The organism is Dactylosporangium sp. CS-033363 (assembly GCF_050942475.1).
Taxonomy (GTDB): domain Bacteria; phylum Actinomycetota; class Actinomycetes; order Mycobacteriales; family Micromonosporaceae; genus Dactylosporangium.
Window position 1 is genome coordinate 6,855,810 of record NZ_CP192032.1, and the last position, 21,471, is coordinate 6,877,280.

Below are 21,471 nucleotides of genomic sequence, written 5' to 3' on the forward strand. Positions count from 1 at the left end.
CGGGAAGCCGACAAGCCCGGCGTTCCGCCTGATGGAAGAGTCCCGTCGCGAGGACGGTCGCGGGCGCATACCGTGCAGGCAATGAGCAGTTTGCCGACGCAGGCCGACATCGACGCGGAGATCGCGGCGGCGGGCGCGGACGGTGGTGGCGCGCAGCCTCGCCTGGACTATCCGCCATATCGCAGCACACTCCTGCGCCATCCGACCCGTCCCCCGCTGGCCGTGGATCCGGAGGGCGTCGAGCTGTGGGCGCCGGTCTTCGGGCCGCAGGACGTGGCCGCGGACGAGGCGGACCTGACCGTTCAGCACGCGGGTGAGCCGATCGGTGAGCGGATCGTCGTGACCGGGCGTGTCCTGGACGGCGACGGACGGCCGATCGCGCACCAGCTGGTGGAGATCTGGCAGGCGAACGCGGCCGGGCGGTACCGGCACCAGCGCGACCAACACCCGGCCCCGCACGACCCGAACTTCACCGGCCAGGGCCGCTGCCTGACCGACGCCGAGGGCAACTACCGGTTCGTGACGATCAAGCCGGGCCCGTACCCGTGGCGCAATCACCTCAACGCGTGGCGGCCCGCGCACATCCACTTCTCGCTGTTCGGCACCGACTTCACCCAGCGGCTCGTCACCCAGATGTACTTCCCCGGCGACCCGCTCTTCGCCCGCGACCCGATCTACCAGTCGATCACCGACCCGCGCGCCCGGGACCTGCTCGTCGCGGCCTACGACCACGACCTGACCACCCCGGAGCGCAGCCTCGGCTACCGCTGGGACGTCGTGCTGACCGGCGCGCACCGCACCCCGTTCGAACCGGACGACGCGGCATGAGCGAAACGACACCGGGCCAGACCGTCGGGCCGTTCTTCCACCTCGGGCTGCCGTACCCGGGCGACAACGAGCTGGTGCCGGCGGGGCGGGCACAGGCCGTACAACTGCATGGTCTTGTGCTTGATGGCGCGGCGAATCCGGTGCCGGACGCGCTGATCGAGCTGTGGCAAGCCGATCCCGGGGGCCGGGTGGTGCGCGCGGCCGGTTCGCTGCGCCGCGACGGCTGGACGTTCACCGGCTGGGGGCGCGCAGGAACGGACGCGAACGGGCACTATTCGTTCACGACGCTCACGCCGGGCGGGGCGGCGCCGTTCTTCGCGCTGACCGTGTTCGCGCGCGGGCTCACGAACCGGCTGTTCACTCGCGCATATCTGCCCGGTGCTCCGCTGCCCCCGGGACTGCCCGAGTCGCTGCGAGCCGAGGCCGACGCGCACGGGTTCCGGTTCGACATCCGGCTGCAGGGAGACAATGAGACCGTGTTCCTGACCTTCCCGAGACACCGTTGACCGCCGTCGTCTGCGCCGCCGACGAGGCGGTCGCCGCTGTGCGGGACGGCGACACCGTGCTGGTCGGCGGGTTCGGGATGGCCGGGATGCCCGTGACGCTCATCAATGCACTCATCGCGCACGGGGCCGGCGAGCTCACTGTCGTTTCGAACAACGCCGGCAACGGCGACACCGGGCTCGCGGCGCTGCTCGCGGCCGGCCGGGTGCGCAAGGTGATCTGCTCGTTTCCGCGCCAGGCGGACTCGTGGGTGTTCGACGGGCTGTACCGGGCCGGTCGGATCGAGCTCGAAGTCGTCCCGCAGGGAACGCTCGCCGAGCGAATGCGCGCGGCCGGCGCCGGGATCGGGGCGTTCTACTGCCCGACCGGGGTCGGCACGCCGCTCGCGGAGGGCCGGGAGACGCGCGTCATCGACGGCCGGACGTATGTTCTCGAATACCCGATCCACGGCGACGTGGCGCTCATTCGCGCGCACACCGGCGATCGCATGGGCAACCTGGTGTACCGCAAGACCGCCCGCAACTTCGGCCCGGTGATGGCCACCGCCGCGGCCCTCACCATCGCCGAGGTCGTCAGGGTCGTCGAGCCCGGCGTGCTCGACCCCGAGGCGGTCGTCACGCCGGGCATCTACGTCGACCGGCTCGTGGAGGTGCCCGAATGACGCTTTCGCTGGACGAGATTGCGCGTCTGGTCGCCCGCGACATCCCCGACGGCTCGTACGTGAACCTGGGCATCGGCCAGCCGACGCGCGTCGCCGCGCACTTGCGCACCGAGCAGGGCATCGTGCTGCACACCGAGAACGGCATGCTGGGGATGGGCCCGGCGCCCGCGGACCCCGCCGACGAGGACCCCGACCTCATCAACGCGGGCAAGCAGCCGGTCACCGAACTGCCCGGCGCCGCCTACTTCCACCACGCCGACTCGTTCGCGATGATGCGCGGCGGGCACCTCGACGTCTGCGTCCTCGGCGCGTTCCAGGTGGCCGCGAACGGCGACCTGGCCAACTGGCACACGGGCGAGCCGGGCGCGATCCCGGCCGTCGGCGGCGCGATGGATCTCGCCATCGGAGCGAAGCAGGTGTACGTCATGATGACCCTTTTCGCCCGCGACGGCACCCCCAAGCTGGTGCCGGCGTGCACGTACCCGCTCACCGGCCTGGCCTGCGTCAACCGGGTCTACACCGACCACGCGGTGTTCCACCTGACCCCGGCCGGCGCGGTGGTGACGGAGACCTTCGGCACCACCGCCGACGAGCTGCGCGAGCGACTGTCACTTCCGATCGAGGCCGCCCAGTGAGGCGTCGCTCTCGAGGGGCTCGCCGCGCAGGAACGCCGTCGTCACCCGCTGGATGAGCGCGACCCGGGCCGGGTTCTCGTCGGTGGTCTCCGCCGACTCGTAGCCGCTGATCCCGCCGAGCGAGTGCTCGCCCCCGAACACGGTGAGCAGCGTCTTGTCGCCCGGGCTCAGGTGGTACGCGTCGGTGAACCAGTCCGGCCCGCGCGTCGACAGCTGCGACTGATCGGCGTCCCCGGCCACGATGAGCGCCGGCGCCTTCATCTCGTCGAAGCTCGGGCTCATGAACGGAAAGTGCTCGGCCGCGAACGGCGTCAGGTCGGCGCCGCCCCGCCCGGTGATCGCGAGCAGCACGCCCCGGCTCACGCGCGCATCGCGCAGGTCCTCGCCGTCCGGGGTGCGCGCGCCGAGCAGCTCGCTCGCCGTCTGCGCGCCCCACGAGTGTCCGGCCACCGCGATGTTGCGGTGGTCGACGCGCCCGCGCAGCCCGGGAACGGCGGCCTCGAGCGCCTCCAGCGAATCGATCGCCTGCCGGAGATCGTCGACGCGAACCCGCCACACGTCCGGCGTCAGCGGACGTCCGAGTGTGCGCGAATCCGGGTGCGTGGGCTGTACGACGACAAAACCGTGCGCGGCCCAGAACCCGGCGAGCGGCTCATAACTGCGCGCGGACTGCCCGAATCCGTGCGAAAAGACCACGACGGGCAGGTTCGCACCATCGACCGGTGCAGAAACGCGCACCCCACGATCGTGCTGGCCGACAGTGATCGGGTGGACCGAGACGACAGGCGTCGGCATGGTCGCTCCTCACGTATGCTTTAACGGAACACGGTTCCACTAAGCTATCCGGAACCACGTTCCGCTTACCACCGGTTGTGACGGGAGCAACAGTTGACGGAGACGCCGCGCAAGCGCCGCGCGGACGCGAAGCGCAACGAGGAGGCCCTGCTCGACGCCGCCGCGGCCGCGTTCGTCGAGTCCGGCGTCGACGCCCCGGTCCGCGACATCGCCACCCGCGCCGGCGTCGGGGTCGGCACGATCTACCGCCACTTCCCCACCCGCGCCGACCTGATCGTCGCCGTGTACCGCCACCAGGTCGAATCCTGCGTGGCCGCCGGCCCGGCCCTGCTGCGGGACAGCAGCTCACCGCACGCCGCGCTGGCCGCCTGGATCGACCAGTTCGTCGACTTCCTGGTCACCAAGCACGGCCTGGCCGAGGCGATGCGCTCCGACGAGGCCGCCTTCCAGTCCCTGCACGCGTACTTCCTCGAGCGCCTCGTCCCCGTCTGCGCGCACCTCCTGCACGCCGCCGAGGAGGCCGGCGAAATCAAGCCGGGCATGGACGCGCTCACACTGATGCACGGCGTCGGCAACCTCTGCATCGGCGCCGGCACACCCGGCTACGACACCCACCAGATGGTCGGCCTGGTCATCGCCGGCCTGACGCGCGAGACGGGCCCACATCGGCACTGACAAACCCGATCGCGCCGGTCGGGACCTGCGCCACGACCCGCCCGGGCGGCGAATGCGCGAACGATCTGCACGGTTGTGTCCACATCGGCGAGAATCTCGGGGGTCTGGCACGCACCGACGCGCACAGCGTTCAGCGCTTCTCGGCGCGGTACTTGCGCAGCAGCTCGGTCACTCGCGCAGCGTCGCGCGCGCCGTTGAGTTCGGTCAGCAGGTCGTCCGGGCACAGCTCGTACAGCTCGCCCCACCAGCGCCGGGCCTTGTTGTCCCAGATGCGGTAGCCGCCGGAGACACCCCGTGCGACGTATCTCCGGCCGCCCATCCGAGCACCGTAGCGTCAGGAGATCCAGTAGGAGTAGAGGTCGGCGCCGTCCACCGCGAAGCGGAACTTCACCTGCTGCCCGGCCAGGCTCGCGAGCGAAACGCCGCTCGCCCATGTCACCTGAGCGTCCAGTTGGTCGCCGGTGACCGGGTTGGACGTCGCGACCACGGCGCCGGCCGAATTGAGCACTTCCACGCGCACCGAGCCGCCCGCCATGACGTCCGTGTTCACGTGCAGAACGCTGCCGTTGTACGTCACGAGCCTCGTCGTCAGCGCCCCCGGCTCGTCACCGGCGTTGCGCAGGGACACGAAGCCGTCCCGGCGCCACGTTGCCAGGCCGATGCGGGCGGTCTGGGCCGGGCCGCCGCCATGGTCGACGTTGAAGCCGCCGTAGTAGACGGAGACGGTACCGGCGGAGGTCTGCAACGTGCTCGATGTAAAGATCATCGAGTCATCCCAGGCGCCCGCGTCGCCCAGTGGCAGGATCGGGTCCCGGGCGGGGCGGGACCAGCGCAGGAGGTCCTGGTCGCGGGACGTGGCGAGCTGCGGGACAATCGGGCCGCCGCCGGCGTTGTTCGCGCCCGCATCGGTGATGGTGAACATCCAGGGCATGGCCAGATAGACGCCCTCGTACGGGTAGACCGGCATGCCGTACACCTGAGCCTCCAGGCCTCCGGCGCCGCGGGCGGCCTCGTCGTCGCGATAGTCGCCCTCGACGGCCATGCGCGGGCCGGTCCACGAGACGAAGTCGGTGCTCGTCGACACCCACGCCATCCGGTCGTTCGTGCCGGGCGAGGCGGAGATGTCGACCGTGCGCTGCTTGGTCGTGGCGATGTAGCGGCCGCGGGCGGCGTCGTAGGCCACATTGGACACATCGCCGTACGGCAGGACCGGCGCGCTGCCGAACTGCGTCCACGCGATGCCGTCCGGGGAGAAGAACGCGTAGTACCCCATCGTGGCATGGGTTGCGTCGGCCGGGATGTAGGTGAGCATCTTGTACCGGCGGCCGGCGGCCGGCGTCCGTCGCCGCCGGGTCGTACAGGACGGTGCCGCCCTTGTCGCCGACGATGTTGTTGGCGGTCGATCCCTGGTAGTCGTACCGGCCGAGGTCGGGTTTCGTCCACGTGATGCCGTCGGTGCTCGTGGCGTAGCACAGCAGGTAGGCGAGCGTTGCGTTGTAACAGGTGTACCACATCTTGTACGCCGCGCCCGGACTGCCCGTCACCACCGAGCCGTAGATGTAGTCGCTGTTCTCCCACGGCTTGTCCGGCACGATGACCGCCGCGGCGCGCTTCGTCGCCGGATGCACCTTGCGGCCCAGGTTGACGGCCGACTCGATACGATAGTCATCAGTGAACAGCTCGCGGGTGGTGCCCAGCGCGGCGTCGTACACCGGCGCGGCGGCCACGAGCGAGGCATCGTCCACATAGGTCACACCAGTGACGCTGGTGCCGCTGTAGATGAGCACCGCCGCGTGTACTGCCCCAGCCGGCGCCGCCAGCGTCAGCGAGGCCTGCTGCCAGGTGGTGCTGAAGGCCGGTGTGGTGCTGGAGGCGCCGATCCGGGCGCCGGTGGCGTCGTAGAACTCCAGGTACAGCGAGGCCTCGGTCCCGGAGCTGCCCTTGAACCACGCCTTCGCGGTGTAGCTGACCCCGGCATACGCGCTGACATAGTGGCGGATGTAGATGTTGTCGGCCGCGGCGGCATCGGTGACCCGCAAGGCCTCCCAGCCGCCGTGCCGATTCGCCTCGGTACTGATCAAAATCGCGTCATTCGCGCCACTCTTCGTCATCGTCCAGCCGACCGGGTGGTGATCCTGGTCGCCGACGTCGAAACTCGGATTGGCAAGGAGGTTCCCGTCGACCGCGACGGCCGGGTCGGGCAGCGGGCCACCGGCGGCCGGCTCGCCGCCGAGCGACAGCAGAACGAGCGCGGCCAGACCGGCGGCGGTGATCGCAATGGTGCGTTGGGCACGACGAAGCACTCGGTTCTCCAAACACTCGCTTGGACCGGTTGCCCCTCACCTCACGTGAAACCACGTTTCATGTCAATACATCAATCGACGCCGACCGAAATGCGCCGCCGTCCCTCGACGACGGCGGGTGACTCAGGACGCCGGCCGACGGCGGATTCTGCCAGGACGTCGGCCGACGGCAGGTAACTCAGGATGTCGGCCGACGGCGGTTCGTCAGGACGTCGGCCGACGGCGGGTTCGTCAAGCCGTCGGCCGACGGCGGCCAAGTGAGCCAGAACGTTCACATGACGGCGGCGGAGTGAGCCGGGACATCAGCCCCTGACGGCGGACGCGAGCCAGGACGACCACTCGGGAATGCGGCGCAGGCTCTTGGCGGCGCCGCGCAGCCGGTCGAGGCACTCGGCGGCGGCCAGCGCGCGGCCGGCCCGGTCATCGCCGCGGTGCCCGAGGGCGCGCCACAGCAGCCACTCGGCCGTCTGGAGTTGCGCCTCGACGATGCCATGGAACACCGCGGGGTCGCTGGGAATTGGGCACCCGCCGGCGCGGAGGTACGATTTGATGGTACGAGCGAAGGGTTTTCGGGCTTCGAAACCCATCGCGAGAGCCGAGCGGACGAGCTCGTGCTCGGCCAGGTCAGGACCGGCACTGTCCCAGTCGAGCAGGATCGGCCCGCTCGCGGTGAGCACGACGTTGTCGGGCTTCACGTCGCGATGGGAGTCAACCGGCGTCAGCGGCGGCCCGGGCTGGGCGAGATGCTCCAGCGCCGCCGCAACGGTCGGCAGATGCCCGCGAACCTCGCGCACGAACTCGGAGTCGCGCCCGTCGTGTTCGTCGAGCCACGCGTGCCAGGCCTCGAGCGGATGGAGCACGGGCCGCACGGCCGGACCGACGCTGCGCCGCGCATGCAGCAGCGCCAGCGTCTCGCCCGTCCACCCGGCCAGGTCCCCGCTCCACGCGGCCCGGTCGCCAGTCCGAGCGGCCCGGTCACCGCTCCACGCGGTCTGGTCGCCAGTCCACGCGGTCTGGTCGCCGGTCCACGCCGCCCGGTCGACATCGCGCTCGGCGAGACTGTCGGCGGGCGCGATCAGCTCGTCAGCGCGCGGGACCAAACCGTCGGCGGGCGCGATCAGCTCGTCAGCGCGCGGGACCAAACCGTCGGCGGGCGCGATCAAACCTTCGGCGCGCGCGGCTCTGCCATCGCCCCGCACCACTGAGCCGTCGTCGCGTGTGGCCAGGCCATCGCCGCGCGCCGCCAGGTCGCCGCCCCGCGTTGCCGGGCCGAGGTCGCGCGCCGCCGAGCCATCGTCCCGTGCGGCCAGGTCGCCGCCCTGCGTTGCCAGGCCACGGTCGCGCGCCGCCGAGCCATCGTCCCGTGCGGCCAGGTCGCCGCCCCGCGTTGCCAGGCCACGGTCGCGCGCCGCCGAGCCGTCGTCGCGCGTGGCCGAGCCGCCGCCCCGCGCCGCCAGGTCGCCGCCACGCGCCGCCGGGCCGAGGTTACGCGCCGCCGAGCCATCGTCCCGTGCGGCCAGGTCGCCGCCCCGCGTTGCCAGGCCACGGTCGCGCGCCGCCGAGCCGTCGTCGCGCGTGGCCGAGCCGCCGCCCCGCGCCGCCAGGTCGCCGCCACGCGCCGCCGGGCCGAGGTTACGCGCCGCCGAGCCATCGTCCCGTGCGGCCAGGTCGCCGCCCCGCGTTGCCAGGCCACGGTCGCGCGCCGCCGAGCCGTCGTCGCGCGTGGCCAGGCCGCCGCCCCGCGCCGCCAGGTCGCCGCCACGCGCCGCCGGGCCGAGGTCGCGCGACGCCAGGTCGTCGTTCCGCACCGCCAGGCCGCCGCCCCGCGTTGCCGGGCCGAGGTCGCGCGACGCCAGGTCGTCGTTCCGCACCGCCAGGCCGCCGCCCCGCGTTGCCGGGCCGAGGTCGCGCGACGCCAGGTCGTCGTTCCGCGCCGCCAGGCCGCCGCCCCGCGTTGCCGGGCCGAGGTCGCGCGACGCCAGGTCGTCGTTCCGCGCCGCCTGGTTGTCGGTGGGCGCTACCGGGTGGGGTCCGGCGTGCCAGCGGTGCAGCTGCCAGTAGTGCCGGGTGCGGCCGAGGTCGAGCGCGGCCACCATCGGTGACAGTCGTTCCGCCAGCCGCACGCCGTCCGCCGCGGCCAAGCGTTCGATGCGGGCCGCGGCGCGATAGGCGTCCCACCACCACGACTCCGCGACGACGTTGAGCCGTTTCGCGGCGTACTGCCCCGTGTCCGTCGACAGCCGGCACACCGCATGCGACACGCCGCCCTCGACGCGGGTCAGCGGTGCCGTCGGGGCACCCACGTCGAAGGCGGCCGCCACGAGCTCGGCCCAGAGCCAGTCTGACATCACGCCATCATGACGTGCGGTGCCCGGAAAGTGTGTTGGGGCACGTCGCGCGGTACTCCTGAATCGCCGGCCCGCTCGGCGCCGGGCACAGGAACTGCTCGTAGCGGGTGTCGTTGTCCACGAAGCGCTTCAGCCAGGCGATGCTGTACTTCGCCACGGTCACATTCGCCGACGTCGGTGCGGAATGGCCGGCGTTGTTCAGCTCGAGGTACGCCTTGTCCGGGGCCGCCGTCATGCTCGTGTAGAACGGCTCGGCGTGCGAGGCGACCGGGGCCGTGGTGTCGTTCTCGGCGCCGATGATGAGGGTCGGCACCCGTACCGTGGACCAGTTCTTCGCAGTGTGCCACGGCGTCATCGGGATCGCGGCCTGCAGGGCGGGGCGGCTCGCGGACGCCGCGAGGCTCCCGCCGCCGCCCATCGAGTGGCCCATGACGCCGAGCCGTGTGGCGTCGACCCTGGTGCGCACCGCGCTGGAGCCGGTCAGGTAGTCGAGGGCGGCGAGCAGCTGGCGGCCGCGGCTCGCCGGATCGTCCAGGGTGGACAGGGTATCGATGGTGATGATGACGAAGCCCTGCGAGGCCAGGCGCGGGCCGAGCCAGGCGACGCTGGACTGGGACGCGGTGAAGCCGGGCGAGATGGCGATGCCGCCCCAGGTGCCGTAGGCGGTACTGGTCGGATAGTAGATGGTACCGCCGCCGAAGCCCGTCACCGAGCTGCGCGCGACGGTGGCGGTGGCGGTGGCGAACGGGCCGCGGGTGGCCTCGATCGAGGCGGTCGTCGGGGCGGGGCCGCGCTCGTACGGGTTCGCGGCCAGGGCCGCGGTGGACGGACCGGCGAGGACGAGCAGGACTCCCAGGGCGGCGGCGGACAGGCGTCTGAGGATGGGCATGGCGGGGCTCCCTCATATTGGCATCGGTGGATGCGAGGCCAAGTCTGGAGCGCGCTGCTACCGGCGGGTAATCCCGGCGGGCCAGGGACGGCCGCGATATGCCGGACGGGAGTAGGCTTCCGCCATGTTCGACGAGGAACATTCGGCCGACGCCGTCGCCGCGAGCTTTGCCGCGACGCCCGACCCGCGGCTGCGCGAGATCCTCACGGCCCTGGTCCGCCACGCCCACGCGTTCGTCAAGGACGTCGGGCTGACCGGCGAGGAGTGGGCGGCCGGCATCCGCTTCCTCACCGAGACCGGGCAGCACTGCGACGCCACGCGGCAGGAGTTCATCCTGCTCTCCGACGTGCTCGGGGTGTCCATGCTCGTCGAGACGATCGGCAACCGGTCGGTCGGCGGCAGCACCGAGTCCACCGTGGAGGGTCCGTTCCACCTGGTCGCGTCGCCGCCGCGGGCGCTCGGGGAGTCGATCGCCGTCGTCGCGGACGGCGAGCCGTGCCTGGTGACCGGGAGCGTGGTGGACACCGGCGGGCGGCCGGTGGCCGGGGCGCGCATCGACGTGTGGCAGGCCGACGCCGACGGCTTCTACGACGTGCAGCGGCCGCAGACGGTACCGCAGCAGAATCTTCGGGGCCTGTTCACCGCGGACGGCGACGGGCGCTTCTGGTTCCGCACGATCGTGCCGCGCTTCTATCCGATCCCGACCGACGGGCCGGTCGGGGAGCTGCTGGGGGCGACCGCGCGGCACCCGTACCGCGCGGCCCACATCCACGTCGAGGTCTCAGCGCCCGGCGTGCGCACCCTCACCACGCATCTGTTCGTCGACGGCTCGCCCTACCTCGACTCCGACGCCGTGTTCGGGGTCAAGGAGAGCCTGGTCCGGGTCTTCGAAACGACCGACGACATCGCCCTGGCCGAGCGGTACCAGATGCCCAATCCCTTCCGCCGCGTCGACTTCCCGATCGTCGTGCGCCCCGAGGGAAGCAGCGTCGGAAGCGGGTGACTGGGACTCATCGGCCCGCACCAGGGCGATGCCCACCAGCACCACGAGCCCGCCGGCCAGCTGCCAGGCGCCCGGCCGCTGACCCAGCCCGATCCACGCGAACAGCACTGCGAAGAGCACCTCGAGCAGCCCGACGAACGAGGACACCTTGGCCCCCAGCAGCCGGGTCGCCGCGATGCTGGTCGCATAGGCCAGGGCGGCGGCGATGATGGCCAGCCCGGCGATCGGCACATACCACGGCATCGAGCGGTCCAGCAGCGTCACGCCGGCCGTGCTCGTGTGCCAGGGCAGCAGGCCGGTCACGTCGAAGGCCGCCAGCCCGAGCGCCCCCACGATCATGCCCGCCCAGGCCAGCACGATCGGCGGGAGGGCGCTGCGGCTGCTGGAGGCCATCACGAAGTACACGGCCAAACCGGTGCCGGCCAGGAAACCCCACATCACGCCGAGGGGGTCGAGGCCGCCGCCCGCCGGGTTCAGGACCAGCACGAGCCCGCCCAGGGCGGCGATGCCGCCGAAGACCGTGAGCCGCCGGGGTCGCTGCCCGTGGCGAAGCCAGACCCAGGCAACTACCAAAAGGATTCCGCCGTACTCCAGCAGCAGCGCGACCCCGATGTCCAGTCGCTTGACGGCGTTGAAAAAGAACAGCTGGCACCCGGCCACGGCGACCAGCCCGAAGGCGAGCACCTCCCCCAGCGCGGCCTTCAGCAGCCCGAAGCGCCCCCGCAGCGACCACAGCGCGAACGGGGTGAGCACCGCAGCGGCGATCGCGATCCGGAACGTGACCAGGGCGCCCGGCGTCCAGCCGGTGGCCATCAGCGCGTCGGCGAACGTGCCCGACGTACCGAACATGGCCGATCCCAGCACCGCCAGGCCGAGCCCGGCCGCACCCCGGCCGTCATGGGCAAACCGCGTTATGCTCATGTCAGTAACCTAGATTGACGATCGTAAGGAGTCAAGAAGATTTTTGCTCATGACACCGAGGCGACGCTCATCGCGACCGCCGCGCTCGTCAACACCGACTCCGCCGACGACGGCGAGCTGCTGCCCGACGTCGCGGCGCTGGACGCGTTCGTCGAGCGCGAGCGCTACACCGGTTCGCGCCGCCACGACCAGGCAGAACTCGACGCCGTACGGGCGCTGCGGCCACGGCTGCGCGCGCTGTGGGGCGCGAGCGAGGACGAGGCCGTCGAGCTCGTGAACGCGATGCTGCGCGAGGGGCGGGCGTTGCCGCAGCTCGTGCGGCACGACGAGTGGGAGTACCACCTGCACGCCACGGACGCGGAGGAGCCCCTGGACGTCCGGCTCATGGTCGAGTTCGCGATGGCGATGGTCGACGTGATCCGGCTCCAGGGGCTCGACCGGCTGCGCGTGTGCGCGGCTTCGGACTGCTCCGACGTGCTGGTGGATCTCTCGAAGAACCGGTCCCGGCGGTTCTGCGAATCGGGGTGCGGGAACCGGCAGAACGTGGCCGCCTACCGGGCCCGCAAGGCTAGTTCAGCTTCTTGAACCAGGAGATCGCCGCCGCCGTGCCGGTCACGTTCGTGCCCAGGTGCGGCGACGCCTCCCACGGGTGGGTGCCGAGGTCGGCGACCGCGGCGCTGCGGGCGCGGGCGGCGCAGTAGTCGCTGCTCGCGGCCGGGACCTGCTCGTCGGCCCGGTCCACGAACAGTTTCACCGGTGCGCGCAGGCCGTCGCAGGACGCGTCGTGCTCGGCCAGCGCCTGCGCGAACGGTCCGCTCGGGTGCCGCAGGACGTCGAGGCCGTGCGCGGTGAACAGGTCCTGCGGCGAGGCGGGCAGGGTCGCCGCCAGGTCCTCGCCGCCGTGCACGCCGTCGTAGAGGGTCTCGACCTTGCCGGCGTACGGCGCGGCGAAGAACTCCTCCGGCCGCTGGTACAGCCCGTGCAGCCGGTTCCACGCGACCACCAGGTAGCCGAGGTAGCCGACGTTGTACGGGGGCGGGACGGTGCCGCCGAGCAGGGCCGGCAGCTCGTGGCCGCGGAAGTCGAACGCCCCCGAGATCGGCGCCAGGGCACCGAGCCGGAACCAGTCGTCGGCGCCGCGTTCGAGCGCTCCGCCCAGCGCGGTCGCGGCGCTGGCGCCCTGGGAGAAGCCGGTGACGTACACCTCGCGCTTGAGCGTTTTGTGCTGGTCCTGCGCGAACGTGCGCGCGGCGCGCAGGAGGTCGAGGGAGGCGGTGGCCTCGGTGGTCACGTCGAGGTACGGGTGCGGGCCGGGGCCGAGGCCCATGCCCAGATAGTCGGGCGCCACGGCGGCGAACCCGGCCGCGGCGTAGGCGAGCGCGGGCGCGACGGCCCACTCGTCGCGCCACATGGACGGGGCGTCCGTCCGGTTCAGTTCGGTCCCGTGCGCGTACGAGACCGCGCGCAACTGCCGCTCGTCGTTGCGCGGCAGCACCACCAGACCGCTGGCGATCGTGCGATTCCTGCGCGCGTCGATCGTGCGGTACACCATCTGGAAGGCGTCCACCCCGAACCGGACATCGCCCGGCGCGAACTGCGCGTTCGTGAGCGTGGCACGCACCGCGGCGGCGTCCAGCGTGCGCAGCGGCTGCACCGCCACGACCTGTCCGCGCCCGTCGTCCCCGCCCTGTGCCGGCTGCGCGACGGCGACCGCGGTGGTCGCCGCCACGAGCCCGAGAACCATGGTGTGCTTCAGCATTCGCATGCCCATGACGCTATTGGCGGCAGCGACCTCCTTCGATCCTGCGGCCAGCAGTCCCCGTGGTGGGGTGAGCCCTACCGATGTTGCACGATGGTGTGCATGTCGCCGGTCCCCTCGTTCGCTTTCGCCACCGCCACGCGCGTGCTGTTCGGCGCGGGCCGCGCGGCTGAGCTGCCGGACGTGGTGGGTGCCCTGGGCGCGCGTCCCTTCGTGTGTACCGGTGGGCAGCCCGCACGCCACGCCGCGCTGATCGGCCTGCTGCCGGGCGCGCGACTCGTGCATCCCGTGACAGATGAACCGACCGTGGAGGCGGCCCGGCTCGCGGTCACCGCGGCGCGCGCACATCGCGCGGACGCGGTGGTGGCGATCGGCGGCGGGAGCGTGCTCGACCTCGGGAAGGCCGTGGCGGCGCTGCTCGGCAACGGGACCGATCCGCTGGACCACCTGGAGGTCGTGGGCCGCGGGTTGCCGTTCGCGCAGCCGAGCGCGCCGTTCGTGGCGGTGCCGACGACGGCCGGAACCGGGGCGGAGGTGACGGCGAACGCGGTGCTGTCCGTGCCGTCGGCGGGGTTGAAGGCGAGCCTGCGCGGTCCGTCGCTGCTGCCCCGGGTGGCGCTGGTGGACCCGTTGCTGACGCTCGGGTGCCCGCCGGCGGTGACCGCGTCGAGCGGGCTGGACGCGTTGACACAGTGCCTGGAGCCGTTCGTGTCGTCGTTCGCGAACCCGGTGACCGACGCGCTCGCTTCGGAGGGTCTGCGGCGGGCGGGACGTGCACTGCGCGCGGCGTACACGGATGGCGCGAACGTGGCCGCGCGAACGGACATGGCGCTGTGCAGCCTGCTGGGCGGCATGTCGCTGGCGAACGCGAAACTGGGCGCGGTGCACGGCTTCGCCGGCGTGGTGGGCGGGATGGTGGACGTTCCGCACGGGGTGGCGTGCGCGGCGCTGCTCGTTCCGGTGGTGGAGCTGAACATCCGCGCGGCAACGGAGCCCGGCGCCGCCGCCGCTGCTGGTTCCGGTGCTGGTTCCGGTGCTGGTTCCGGTGCTGGTTCCGTCGTGCTCGAACGGTACGCGTCGGCTGCACGTTTGCTCACCGGCCGCCCGGAGGCGACGGTCGCGGACCTGGTGTCGTGGCTGCGCGAGACGGTCGCGCAGTTGGGCGTGCGCGGTCTTGGCGCTTTCGGGCTGTCCGCCGCGCATGCGGACGAGGTGGCGGCCAAGGCGGCGGGCGCGAGCAGCATGCGCGGCAATCCGGTCGCGCTGAGCACTGCGCAACTGCGCGAAGTGTTCACCGCCGCGCTCTGACGGCCGTATTCGCTCACCTTCAGCCGCTGTGTTCGCTGTATTCGCTCACCTTCAGCCGCTGTATTCGCTGTATTCGCTCACCTTCAGCCGCTGTATTCGCTCAGCCGGGCGGCGAGGGCGCGCACTTCCACACGGAGGGCCTCCGGCGATTCGATCGCGAACGGCCGGTTCACCGCGGCGAGCGCGCCCGGCACCCAGTCGAGCGAAGCTGCGCGAAACGACGCGCGAACCTGACCACCTGTGAGCTCTTCGACGACCGCGACGCGCAGCCGGCGCCGCACCTCGTCGGCCGTGGCCGCGAAGACCACCGAAACGGCATGCCGGTACGGGGCGTGCGCGATCCCGGACAGCACCTCCGCCGCCGGGTCGAAGTCCGCCGGGGCCGTGAAGGTCCCCGGCAGCGCGGTCACCGATCGGATTCGGTCGAGGCGGAACGTGCGCACTTCGCCGTGAGCGGCGTCGGCGGCGGTGAGGTACCAGCGGCCGGAATGGGCAACGATGCCGTAGGGATGCACCGTTCGAACCGTCGTGCGGACGCCCGGTCCGGCACCCAGCTCGCCGCCTCCGTTCCCGGCCGGGGTGTTGCGGCCGGCGTAGGTGAGCTCGACGGGGTGGCGGTCACGGGCGGCCTCGGCCAGGGTCAGCAGCACGCCGGTCTCCGGGGTGGCCGCGGTCCGGGCCGGGGCCGTGAAGTCCAGTGTGGACAGCACGGCGTCGAGGCGTTCGCCGATCGGGCGTGGGAGCACCCGGCGCACCTTGGCCGCGGCGCTCTCCGTGGCGGCGGCCGGGGCGGCGGTCAGGCCGGAGCGGCGGCTCGCCAGCAGGCCGAGCAGCACGGCCAGGGCCTCCTCGCCGGTCAGCATCAGCGGCGGCATGCGATACCCGGGCGCGAGCCGGAAGCCCCCGTGGCGCCCCCGCACCGTGCGGACGGGCACTTCGAGGTCGACGAGATGCTCGACGTACCGGCGGATGGTGCGCTCGTCCACCCCGAGCAGGCCGGCGAGCTCGGCGGCGGTGCGGGTGCCGCCGCGCTGGAGGACCTCGAGCAGGGCGAGCACGCGGGCGGTGGGTCGCGTCACAGGTGCTCATTCAAGCAGGAAAACCGGGCGGATCCTGTCCGATATCGCTCCTAGCCTCGCTCACATGACCACTGCACTGATCACCGGAGCCACGAGCGGCATCGGCCGCGCCACCGCCATCCGCCTCGCCGCCGACGGCGCCCACGTCGTCGTGCACGGCCGCGACCCCGAGCGCGGCGAGGAGGTACTCGCCGCGATCAAGGCCGCGGGCGGCACGGCGACGTTCGCGCCGGCCGATCTCGCCGACCCGGAAGCGGTCCGCGACCTGGCCAAGCGCGCCGGCGACGTCGACGTGCTCGTCAACAACGCGAGCCTGTACCCGATCGGCGGCCCCACCCCGCAGACGACCGTCGCCGACATCGACGCCGCGCACGCCGTGAACGTGCGCGCGCCGTACCTGCTCGTGGCCGCCCTGGCCCCGGCGATGGCCACCCGCGGCCGCGGCGCGATCGTGAACGTGCTGAGCATGGTGGCGGGGTTCGGCGTGCCCGCCATGGGCCTGTACGGCGCCGGCAAGGCCGCCCTGGGCCTGCTCACCATGGCCTGGGCGGCGGAGTTCGGCCCGGCCGGCGTCCGCGTCAACGCCGTCAGCCCCGGCCCGACCCGCACCGCCGGCACGAGCCAGTTCGGCGGCATGCTGGACCAGCTCGCCGCCCAGGCCCCGGCGGGCCGCCCGGCCGACCCGGACGAGATCGCCGCCGCCATCGCGTACCTGGTGAGCGACAACGCCTCCTTCGTGCACGGCGCGACCCTCCCGGTCGACGGCGGCCGCGCCGCGGTGTGAGCGACACCGCGCATTCGCACACCCACACGCCTCGACCGGCCGGCGCCCGTCGCACCGCCGAATGCGCGACACCGCGCGTTCGTGCACAACGCGTCGCGATTCGATGTGGCCGGTGCCGAATTGACCGCGCCGGCCGACGTCGGCACCTCGGCGTCGACCCGGTCGCGATGCCGGCCGTGGACGTCGTGCCGTCAGTGCGCGTATTCGGCCACCCAGCGGGGTACCGGCGGGTCCTCGCCGTCGAGCACGATGGCCGCCGAGACGGTGTGCAGCGGGCCGGTCGCGAACGCCTCGATCTCGGGGCGGTCCAGGGGCCAGGGCATGCGGCCAGGGGTGTCGCCGTCCGTGCGCGCGCGGGCCAGGACCAGCAGGGTGCCGCCCGGGGCGACGAGCGAGGCGACCTGCGCGATCGCGGTGGGGCGGGCGGGGCCTTGGAGGACCTGCACGGTGTACACCTCGATGACGAGATCGAACCCGCCCCGCCAGTCCGGCGGCAGGTCCAGCAGGTCGGCCGCCACGTAGGTGACCGACGAGGCCGGGAAGCGCCGCCGGGCCCGGTTGATCGCGGTCGGTGAGATGTCGAAGGCGGTGACGGTGAAGCCGAGCCGCGCGATGAACTCGGCGTCGTCGCCGTAGCCGCAGCCGACGATCACCGCGCGGCCCGGGCCGGTCGGGTGCGCGCGATCCGCCCAGGCGGTCAGCAGCGGGTTGGGTTCCAGGTCGGCCCAGGGCACGATCGCGCGGCCCGCCTCCGCCTCGGCGTACAGCTCCTCGAACCAGGCCGTCGTGGTGCCGTCGCCGGCCAGGGCGCGGGCGACCGCGCGTCGATCCGTCTCCATGCTTGCAAACCGTACGTACGTCTTGCTATGAACGCAAGGCAAGTAGCCGACAGCCCGGAACGCGCCCCGGGACCCGGCCGTCGGAGGAGGCATGTTGTCACGCAGAGCCATTTCCCTGACGCTCGCCGCCGCGGCCGTGCTCGCGGCCGGCGGGTGCGACCGCGATGTGATCATCGACCCCCAGCGGACCGACACCGTCGAGCCGGTGGCGTCCGCGTCCGTGGCGCCGATCGACGGGCCGGTGGCGTTTCATGTTCACTTGGACAACGGCCAGCGGCTCATCATGAACGATGCGAACAGCACCGGCTGCCCGGCGATGAGCGGTCGCATCGTGCTCGGCGCCAACCGCATCGTGTCGCTCACCGCGTTCTTGCCGCAGTGCGCAACGAGCGACAACGGGTCTCCGGGCAACGGCCGCCACGGTGTGTACCGCACCAGCGCCGACATCCCGGCCGGCCGCACGACCACGACCGCACCGACGCCACTGGGCGAGGCGACACTGTTCACGCAGCCGTACTACGAGTGCACGAACTCGTGCAAGCACTACACCGAGCCGGTCGCGGTGATCGCTTTGAGCAGTCCGGGCGACAACGGCGTGCGCGCACTGGTCGTCGTCGGCGATCGCGGGGCCGTCGACCAGGCCGCGCTCACCACGCTGATCCACGACCAGCTCACGCCCTGAGCACCCGCTGGCGGCGCCGTCGACCGGACCGGCGCTGACCACGCGAACAGGGTGGCACCCATCGCCGCGGAGCCGGGTGCGAGGTGCCCTCAAGAGGGCGGCCCCGCCGCGTCGGAGGGCTGCGGGCGCATGCGCCGACGATCATCCCCTAAGATCGGGCGCGATGTCGCCTCGCATCCTCCAGTCCGGGCTCGGCGTCGCGGTCGCCATCGTCGGGAATCTCATCGCCGACGCCGCCGCGTTCGTTGTGCTGCGCGCGAAAGGCGACGGCCTCGGCTGCGGGTCGTCGCTGGACCCCAGCGGCCGGTTCGAGCTGCTCACGGCGCTCATCCTGACGTACGGCATCGCGCAGCTCGTCCTGCTCGGGCTCGCGTTCGGGGTGTCCTACCTGGTCAAACCGCCGCCGGCGTACTGGGCGGGACTGCGCGCGGGGTGGGCCGTGCTCGCATTGCTGTCCGTGCTGTCCATGTTCTATCCGGGCTGCTGACCGTATCGTAGTTCGATGGCGATAGATGCGCCCCTGCGGCAGCTCGCCCATCGAACGGGGTCCGGGGAGACGACCGGCGGGTCCTGGAACACCTACGCCCTGCATCCGATCCCGGCCGACCGCCCCGTGGCGGGCCGCACCGTGGCCGGCATGGCATGCCCGGAGTGCAGTCGGCTCGTGCGTTACTCGATCGTCGGCCCGGACGGATTGCGCCGGCGGCGCCTTGGCTGGCACATCGCCGCCGGCGGACCGGTCGCGCTCATCCCGGTGCTGTTCCTGCCCGCGCTGGCCGCCCGGACGCCGGCTCAGGCGGTGGCGCTCACGCTGCTCGGCGTCGCGCTGCTGCCGGTGCTCGGCTTCGCGATCCACTGGGCGCTGCAGAACGCCCGCGCCGAGGACGGCCTGCGGCTGCTCCGCGACGACGGCATCCACACCCTGCGCAAGGCCGGCGCGACATCAGACTTCAACGCCGCGATGGAAGCCTGAGCAACCGCGCGAAAGCCCAGCGCAACGCCACCGCGACGGAAGCCTGAGCAATCGCGCGCAAAGGCCGGCGCGACATCACCGCGACGGAAACGTGAGCAACCGCGCGCAACGGGCCGGCGCGACATCACCGCGACGAAATCGTGCACAGCCGCGCCCAAGACCGGCCGCGGCCACGACGACCCCGGCCGTCGTCGCGGGCACGGCGAGCGATTCCACGCCGGTCAGGTCGAGATCGAACCGGTACCGCGCCACCGCGCGTTCCGGCACCATTTCCCAGATCGCGATCGAGCATCATCACGCATGCCGACGCCAGCCCCGGGCAACCGGAAGACATCGCTCGATCAGCCGATGACGCGCAGCAGCGATCAGCCAATGACGCGCAGCGGCGGTCAGCCGATGACGCGCAGCAGCGATCAGCCGATGACGCGCAGCGGCGGTCAGCCAATGATGCGCAGCAGCGATCAGCCGAGACTGTGCAGCAGTTTCCGCGCGATGTCGTCCAGCGTTGCGCGTTCCTGCGCGGACAGCGCCGACAACAGCCGCGACTCGTTCGCGACATGCTCGGTGGTGACCGCATCGACCAGGGCGAGGCCCGGCGGCGTGAGCGCCACGCGCAGGCTGCGCCGGTCCGCGCGGTTCGCCTGCCGCTCGATCAGCCCCGCGGTCTCCAGCCGATCGAGCCGGTTGGTCATCCCCGCGCGGGAGAGCATCAGCGTGTCCGCGAGCGCCGAGGGGGTCAGCGCGTACGGCGCACCCGCCCGCCGCAAGGCCGCCAGCACGTCGTACTCGCCGCGCTGCAGGTCGTGCTCGGCGAAGGTGGCGTCCACGGCCCGGCCGAGCAGCCCGAACAGCCGGCCCAGGCGACCGAGCGTGGCCATCGCGGCCAGGTCCAGGTCGGGCCGCTCGCGCTGCCACTGCGCGATGATCCGGTCCACGTCGTCCGGGAGGTCGTCCGGCGTCGTCATGCCGACAATACTATTCGAGGCAAGATAGTTCGACGCAGTATTATTCGACGCATGACTACTTACGCGTTCAGCGCGCAGACATATGTCGACCGACCGGCCGCCGAGGTGTGGGACTACGTGGCCGACTACGCCAACGACCCCGCCTGGCGACGCGGGGTGACGAAGATGGTGCCGGCGCCCGCCGGGCCGGCCGCCGAGGGCACGGTGACGGACGAGGTCATGCGCCTCGCGGGCAGCACCTATCGCAACCTGGGCGTGGTCACCCGGGTCGTACCGCGGCAGTCGTTTGCCTGGCGGACCACCGAGGGCGCCGACGCGCACGGGTCGCGCACGGTCACCCGGCTGGAGGACGGCGGCGCGCTGGTCACGCTGGAGCTCACCGTGACCCTGCACGGCCTGCAACGCCTGGCCGCCCCGCTCCTGCGCCGCAACCTGACCGGCGACGCGGAACGGCTGCGGCAGGCGCTCAGCGGTCGGCGAGACGGCGCTGCTCGCGCCTGACCTCGGCGAACGACTCTCGCTCGCGGATCAGCCACTCCGGCGGGTCGGCGTTGAGCTCGGCGATCTGGGCCGTGGTCAGGGCCTCGGTCACGCCGCCGCGGGCCAGGCCGCTGTTGGACACCCGCAGGCGCGCGGCCACCACGTTGCGCGGGTGCGGCCCGTCGCGGCGCAGCTCGACCAGCCACTCCGGCGGGTTGCGCTGCAGCTCGTCGAGCTCGTCGCGGGACACCAGCCGCTCCTGGAACTCCCGCGGGGTCGCCGGCAGGAACACGTCGAGCTTCTGCGCGGCGGTCGCGGACTTCATCAGCTGGGTCTTCTTCGCCTGACTCACCGAGCAAGGGTAGCGTGGACGCCCGTGACCTTCCGCCTGCTCGTCGTGCCCGGCATCGTGATCGACCGCTGGCGGCACACCTGGGCGGAGCGGCGCCCGGCCACCCCGCTCGAACTCGTCCAGGTCACGGCGGCCGAGGCCGAGCCCGCACTCGGCCGGGACGGCGACGCCGCGCTCCTGCGGCTGCCGGTCGACAAGGCCAAGCACCACGCCATCCCGTTGTACTCCGAGCAGTCCGTCGTCCTCGCCCACCGCGACCACGCCCTGCACGCCGCGGACGAGCTCACGATGGCCGAACTGCTCGACCTCGGCGAGCCCCTGCTCCGCCCGCTCGACGACGTCCTGGAGTGGGACCAGCCACCGGCCGGAGACCGGCCCGAGACCACCGAGCAGGCCATCGAATGGGTGGCGGCCGAGGTCGGACTGCTCGTCGCCCCCCAGTCCCTCGCGCGGCTCTACCACCGCCGCGACGTCAAGTACAAGCCGATCACGGACGCCCCCGCCTCGCAGGTCGCCCTGGCGTGGCCGATCGACGGCCACACCGACCTGGTGGAAGAAATGATCGGGATCGTCCGCGGCCGAACCGCCAACAGCACGCGAGGCCAGGAACCGAAACAGGAAAAGAAGCAGGAAAAGAAGCAGGAAAAGAAGAAGGGGCCGGCGAGCAAAGCCCGCCGGCCCCGGTGAG

The 21,471-nt window shown here is 72.2% G+C and carries 26 protein-coding genes and 1 pseudogene; 15 read left to right on the plus strand and 12 right to left on the minus strand.

The window, feature by feature from the left end:
* Positions 1-81: 81 nt before the first annotated feature.
* The 4 genes from pcaH to ACQPZ4_RS31715 are packed head-to-tail and all read left to right on the plus strand — an operon-like array spanning position 82 to position 2,628.
* Entirely contained in the window at positions 82-828 is a 747-nt protein-coding gene (gene pcaH, locus ACQPZ4_RS31700) for a protocatechuate 3,4-dioxygenase subunit beta (protein ID WP_433043556.1), read from the plus strand.
* Complete coding sequence (pcaG, locus tag ACQPZ4_RS31705; protein WP_433043559.1) at positions 825-1,334, plus strand: protocatechuate 3,4-dioxygenase subunit alpha; 510 nt, start codon at positions 825-827, stop codon at positions 1,332-1,334. The genes pcaH and pcaG overlap by 4 nt, the downstream gene beginning before the upstream one ends.
* On the plus strand, positions 1,331-1,993 hold the full coding sequence (locus ACQPZ4_RS31710) for a 3-oxoacid CoA-transferase subunit A (protein ID WP_433043561.1): 663 nt from the start codon (positions 1,331-1,333) through the stop codon (positions 1,991-1,993). The genes pcaG and ACQPZ4_RS31710 overlap by 4 nt, the downstream gene beginning before the upstream one ends.
* Positions 1,990-2,628 carry a 3-oxoacid CoA-transferase subunit B gene (locus tag ACQPZ4_RS31715; RefSeq protein ID WP_433043564.1) on the plus strand — a complete coding sequence of 213 codons (639 nt, stop codon included), beginning with the start codon at positions 1,990-1,992 and terminating at the stop codon, positions 2,626-2,628. Before ACQPZ4_RS31710 ends, ACQPZ4_RS31715 begins: the two co-directional genes overlap by 4 nt.
* Here ACQPZ4_RS31715 and ACQPZ4_RS31720 read toward each other — a convergent pair.
* Complete coding sequence (locus ACQPZ4_RS31720; RefSeq protein WP_433043566.1) at positions 2,602-3,423, minus strand: alpha/beta hydrolase family protein; 822 nt, start codon at positions 3,421-3,423, stop codon at positions 2,602-2,604. The two genes, ACQPZ4_RS31715 and ACQPZ4_RS31720, sit on opposite strands and share 27 nt — an antisense overlap.
* 93 nt (positions 3,424-3,516) lie before the next feature.
* On the opposite strand from ACQPZ4_RS31720, the gene ACQPZ4_RS31725 reads away from it, so the two are divergent.
* Complete coding sequence (locus ACQPZ4_RS31725) at positions 3,517-4,098, plus strand: TetR/AcrR family transcriptional regulator (protein WP_433043569.1); 582 nt, start codon at positions 3,517-3,519, stop codon at positions 4,096-4,098.
* A gap of 130 nt (positions 4,099-4,228) precedes the next feature.
* On the opposite strand, the gene ACQPZ4_RS31730 is transcribed toward ACQPZ4_RS31725, so the two are convergent.
* A complete protein-coding gene (locus tag ACQPZ4_RS31730) occupies positions 4,229-4,417 on the minus strand; it encodes a hypothetical protein (RefSeq protein ID WP_433043572.1) in 189 nt (62 codons plus the stop codon).
* Positions 4,418-4,432: 15 nt separating this feature from the next.
* Entirely contained in the window at positions 4,433-5,410 is a 978-nt protein-coding gene (locus ACQPZ4_RS31735) for a hypothetical protein (protein WP_433043575.1), read from the minus strand.
* 679 nt (positions 5,411-6,089) lie between these two features.
* Here ACQPZ4_RS31735 and ACQPZ4_RS31740 point away from each other — a divergent pair.
* The gene (locus ACQPZ4_RS31740) at positions 6,090-6,578 is read left to right on the plus strand and encodes a hypothetical protein (RefSeq protein WP_433043578.1); all 489 of its coding nucleotides are present in this window, start codon (positions 6,090-6,092) and stop codon (positions 6,576-6,578) included.
* A gap of 125 nt (positions 6,579-6,703) precedes the next feature.
* On the opposite strand, the gene ACQPZ4_RS31745 is transcribed toward ACQPZ4_RS31740, so the two are convergent.
* Both ACQPZ4_RS31745 and ACQPZ4_RS31750 read right to left on the minus strand, forming a co-directional pair.
* Complete coding sequence (locus ACQPZ4_RS31745) at positions 6,704-8,749, minus strand: hypothetical protein (RefSeq protein WP_433043581.1); 2,046 nt, start codon at positions 8,747-8,749, stop codon at positions 6,704-6,706.
* A gap of 7 nt (positions 8,750-8,756) precedes the next feature.
* Positions 8,757-9,638, minus strand: coding sequence for a dienelactone hydrolase family protein (locus tag ACQPZ4_RS31750; protein ID WP_433043584.1), 882 nt, complete (start codon positions 9,636-9,638; stop codon positions 8,757-8,759).
* A gap of 124 nt (positions 9,639-9,762) precedes the next feature.
* Between ACQPZ4_RS31750 and ACQPZ4_RS31755 the strand changes: the two genes are divergently transcribed.
* On the plus strand, positions 9,763-10,641 hold the full coding sequence (locus tag ACQPZ4_RS31755; protein ID WP_433043587.1) for a dioxygenase: 879 nt from the start codon (positions 9,763-9,765) through the stop codon (positions 10,639-10,641).
* 6 nt (positions 10,642-10,647) lie between these two features.
* Here the strand turns inward: ACQPZ4_RS31755 and ACQPZ4_RS31760 are convergent.
* Positions 10,648-11,562: pseudogene (locus tag ACQPZ4_RS31760) on the minus strand (EamA family transporter); the annotation flags it as partial.
* A gap of 138 nt (positions 11,563-11,700) precedes the next feature.
* On the opposite strand from ACQPZ4_RS31760, the gene ACQPZ4_RS31765 reads away from it, so the two are divergent.
* Entirely contained in the window at positions 11,701-12,147 is a 447-nt protein-coding gene (locus ACQPZ4_RS31765) for a CGNR zinc finger domain-containing protein (RefSeq protein WP_433066734.1), read from the plus strand.
* On the opposite strand, the gene ACQPZ4_RS31770 is transcribed toward ACQPZ4_RS31765, so the two are convergent.
* On the minus strand, positions 12,131-13,327 hold the full coding sequence (locus ACQPZ4_RS31770; RefSeq protein ID WP_433043590.1) for a lipase: 1,197 nt from the start codon (positions 13,325-13,327) through the stop codon (positions 12,131-12,133). The genes ACQPZ4_RS31765 and ACQPZ4_RS31770 overlap by 17 nt on opposite strands.
* A gap of 138 nt (positions 13,328-13,465) precedes the next feature.
* Between ACQPZ4_RS31770 and ACQPZ4_RS31775 the strand changes: the two genes are divergently transcribed.
* Positions 13,466-14,629, plus strand: coding sequence for an iron-containing alcohol dehydrogenase (locus ACQPZ4_RS31775; RefSeq protein WP_433043593.1), 1,164 nt, complete (start codon positions 13,466-13,468; stop codon positions 14,627-14,629).
* A gap of 83 nt (positions 14,630-14,712) precedes the next feature.
* Here the strand turns inward: ACQPZ4_RS31775 and ACQPZ4_RS31780 are convergent, their stop codons facing one another.
* Positions 14,713-15,708: a helix-turn-helix transcriptional regulator gene (locus ACQPZ4_RS31780; protein WP_433043596.1), complete on the minus strand. Its 996-nt coding sequence runs from the start codon at positions 15,706-15,708 to the stop codon at positions 14,713-14,715.
* A gap of 64 nt (positions 15,709-15,772) precedes the next feature.
* On the opposite strand from ACQPZ4_RS31780, the gene ACQPZ4_RS31785 reads away from it, so the two are divergent.
* Positions 15,773-16,492, plus strand: coding sequence for an SDR family NAD(P)-dependent oxidoreductase (locus ACQPZ4_RS31785; RefSeq protein ID WP_433043599.1), 720 nt, complete (start codon positions 15,773-15,775; stop codon positions 16,490-16,492).
* Positions 16,493-16,683: 191 nt separating this feature from the next.
* Here ACQPZ4_RS31785 and ACQPZ4_RS31790 read toward each other — a convergent pair whose 3' ends face one another.
* The gene (locus ACQPZ4_RS31790) at positions 16,684-17,331 is read right to left on the minus strand and encodes a class I SAM-dependent methyltransferase (RefSeq protein WP_433043601.1); all 648 of its coding nucleotides are present in this window, start codon (positions 17,329-17,331) and stop codon (positions 16,684-16,686) included.
* A gap of 91 nt (positions 17,332-17,422) precedes the next feature.
* Here ACQPZ4_RS31790 and ACQPZ4_RS31795 point away from each other — a divergent pair, with 91 nt between their 5' ends.
* From ACQPZ4_RS31795 to ACQPZ4_RS31805, 3 genes are all read left to right on the plus strand, one after another.
* Positions 17,423-18,013 carry a hypothetical protein gene (locus ACQPZ4_RS31795; protein WP_433043604.1) on the plus strand — a complete coding sequence of 197 codons (591 nt, stop codon included), beginning with the start codon at positions 17,423-17,425 and terminating at the stop codon, positions 18,011-18,013.
* Positions 18,014-18,176: 163 nt separating this feature from the next.
* Positions 18,177-18,500 carry a hypothetical protein gene (locus ACQPZ4_RS31800; protein WP_433043606.1) on the plus strand — a complete coding sequence of 108 codons (324 nt, stop codon included), beginning with the start codon at positions 18,177-18,179 and terminating at the stop codon, positions 18,498-18,500.
* 15 nt (positions 18,501-18,515) lie between these two features.
* Complete coding sequence (locus ACQPZ4_RS31805) at positions 18,516-18,986, plus strand: hypothetical protein (RefSeq protein WP_433043609.1); 471 nt, start codon at positions 18,516-18,518, stop codon at positions 18,984-18,986.
* Between the two features lie 75 nt (positions 18,987-19,061).
* On the opposite strand, the gene ACQPZ4_RS31810 is transcribed toward ACQPZ4_RS31805, so the two are convergent.
* Together ACQPZ4_RS31810 and ACQPZ4_RS31815 are read right to left on the minus strand one after the other, a co-directional pair.
* Complete coding sequence (locus ACQPZ4_RS31810; RefSeq protein ID WP_433043612.1) at positions 19,062-19,256, minus strand: hypothetical protein; 195 nt, start codon at positions 19,254-19,256, stop codon at positions 19,062-19,064.
* Between the two features lie 191 nt (positions 19,257-19,447).
* On the minus strand, positions 19,448-19,951 hold the full coding sequence (locus ACQPZ4_RS31815) for a MarR family winged helix-turn-helix transcriptional regulator (protein WP_433043614.1): 504 nt from the start codon (positions 19,949-19,951) through the stop codon (positions 19,448-19,450).
* A gap of 51 nt (positions 19,952-20,002) precedes the next feature.
* Between ACQPZ4_RS31815 and ACQPZ4_RS31820 the strand changes: the two genes are divergently transcribed.
* Positions 20,003-20,452 (plus strand): SRPBCC family protein, encoded by a 450-nt coding sequence (locus ACQPZ4_RS31820; protein ID WP_433043617.1) that lies wholly within the window; start codon positions 20,003-20,005, stop codon positions 20,450-20,452.
* Here the strand turns inward: ACQPZ4_RS31820 and ACQPZ4_RS31825 are convergent.
* Positions 20,418-20,783 (minus strand): DUF5997 family protein, encoded by a 366-nt coding sequence (locus ACQPZ4_RS31825; RefSeq protein ID WP_433043620.1) that lies wholly within the window; start codon positions 20,781-20,783, stop codon positions 20,418-20,420. The genes ACQPZ4_RS31820 and ACQPZ4_RS31825 overlap by 35 nt on opposite strands.
* A gap of 24 nt (positions 20,784-20,807) precedes the next feature.
* Between ACQPZ4_RS31825 and ACQPZ4_RS31830 the strand changes: the two genes are divergently transcribed.
* Positions 20,808-21,470 carry a LysR substrate-binding domain-containing protein gene (locus ACQPZ4_RS31830; RefSeq protein ID WP_433043623.1) on the plus strand — a complete coding sequence of 221 codons (663 nt, stop codon included), beginning with the start codon at positions 20,808-20,810 and terminating at the stop codon, positions 21,468-21,470.
* The last annotated feature ends 1 nt before the right edge of the window (position 21,471 follow it).

Excerpts from the sequence above, each read along its gene's own strand:
- pcaG (WP_433043559.1), top strand. The coding sequence starts at position 825 with ATGAGCGAAACGACACCGGGCCAGACCGTCGGGCCGTTCTTCCACCTC.
- ACQPZ4_RS31820 (WP_433043617.1), top strand. The coding sequence starts at position 20,003 with ATGACTACTTACGCGTTCAGCGCGCAGACATATGTCGACCGACCGGCC.
- ACQPZ4_RS31815 (WP_433043614.1), bottom strand. The coding sequence starts at position 19,951 with ATGACGACGCCGGACGACCTCCCGGACGACGTGGACCGGATCATCGCG.
- ACQPZ4_RS31795 (WP_433043604.1), top strand. The coding sequence starts at position 17,423 with ATGTTGTCACGCAGAGCCATTTCCCTGACGCTCGCCGCCGCGGCCGTG.
- ACQPZ4_RS31785 (WP_433043599.1), top strand. The coding sequence starts at position 15,773 with ATGACCACTGCACTGATCACCGGAGCCACGAGCGGCATCGGCCGCGCC.
- ACQPZ4_RS31790 (WP_433043601.1), bottom strand. The coding sequence starts at position 17,331 with ATGGAGACGGATCGACGCGCGGTCGCCCGCGCCCTGGCCGGCGACGGC.
- ACQPZ4_RS31745 (WP_433043581.1), bottom strand. The coding sequence starts at position 8,749 with ATGTCAGACTGGCTCTGGGCCGAGCTCGTGGCGGCCGCCTTCGACGTG.
- ACQPZ4_RS31805 (WP_433043609.1), top strand. The coding sequence starts at position 18,516 with ATGGCGATAGATGCGCCCCTGCGGCAGCTCGCCCATCGAACGGGGTCC.
- pcaH (WP_433043556.1), top strand. The coding sequence starts at position 82 with ATGAGCAGTTTGCCGACGCAGGCCGACATCGACGCGGAGATCGCGGCG.
- ACQPZ4_RS31810 (WP_433043612.1), bottom strand. The coding sequence starts at position 19,256 with ATGGTGCCGGAACGCGCGGTGGCGCGGTACCGGTTCGATCTCGACCTG.
- ACQPZ4_RS31730 (WP_433043572.1), bottom strand. The coding sequence starts at position 4,417 with ATGGGCGGCCGGAGATACGTCGCACGGGGTGTCTCCGGCGGCTACCGC.
- ACQPZ4_RS31755 (WP_433043587.1), top strand. The coding sequence starts at position 9,763 with ATGTTCGACGAGGAACATTCGGCCGACGCCGTCGCCGCGAGCTTTGCC.
- ACQPZ4_RS31770 (WP_433043590.1), bottom strand. The coding sequence starts at position 13,327 with ATGCGAATGCTGAAGCACACCATGGTTCTCGGGCTCGTGGCGGCGACC.
- ACQPZ4_RS31750 (WP_433043584.1), bottom strand. The coding sequence starts at position 9,638 with ATGCCCATCCTCAGACGCCTGTCCGCCGCCGCCCTGGGAGTCCTGCTC.
- ACQPZ4_RS31715 (WP_433043564.1), top strand. The coding sequence starts at position 1,990 with ATGACGCTTTCGCTGGACGAGATTGCGCGTCTGGTCGCCCGCGACATC.
- ACQPZ4_RS31800 (WP_433043606.1), top strand. The coding sequence starts at position 18,177 with ATGTCGCCTCGCATCCTCCAGTCCGGGCTCGGCGTCGCGGTCGCCATC.
- ACQPZ4_RS31735 (WP_433043575.1), bottom strand. The coding sequence starts at position 5,410 with ATGCTCACCTACATCCCGGCCGACGCAACCCATGCCACGATGGGGTAC.
- ACQPZ4_RS31720 (WP_433043566.1), bottom strand. The coding sequence starts at position 3,423 with ATGCCGACGCCTGTCGTCTCGGTCCACCCGATCACTGTCGGCCAGCAC.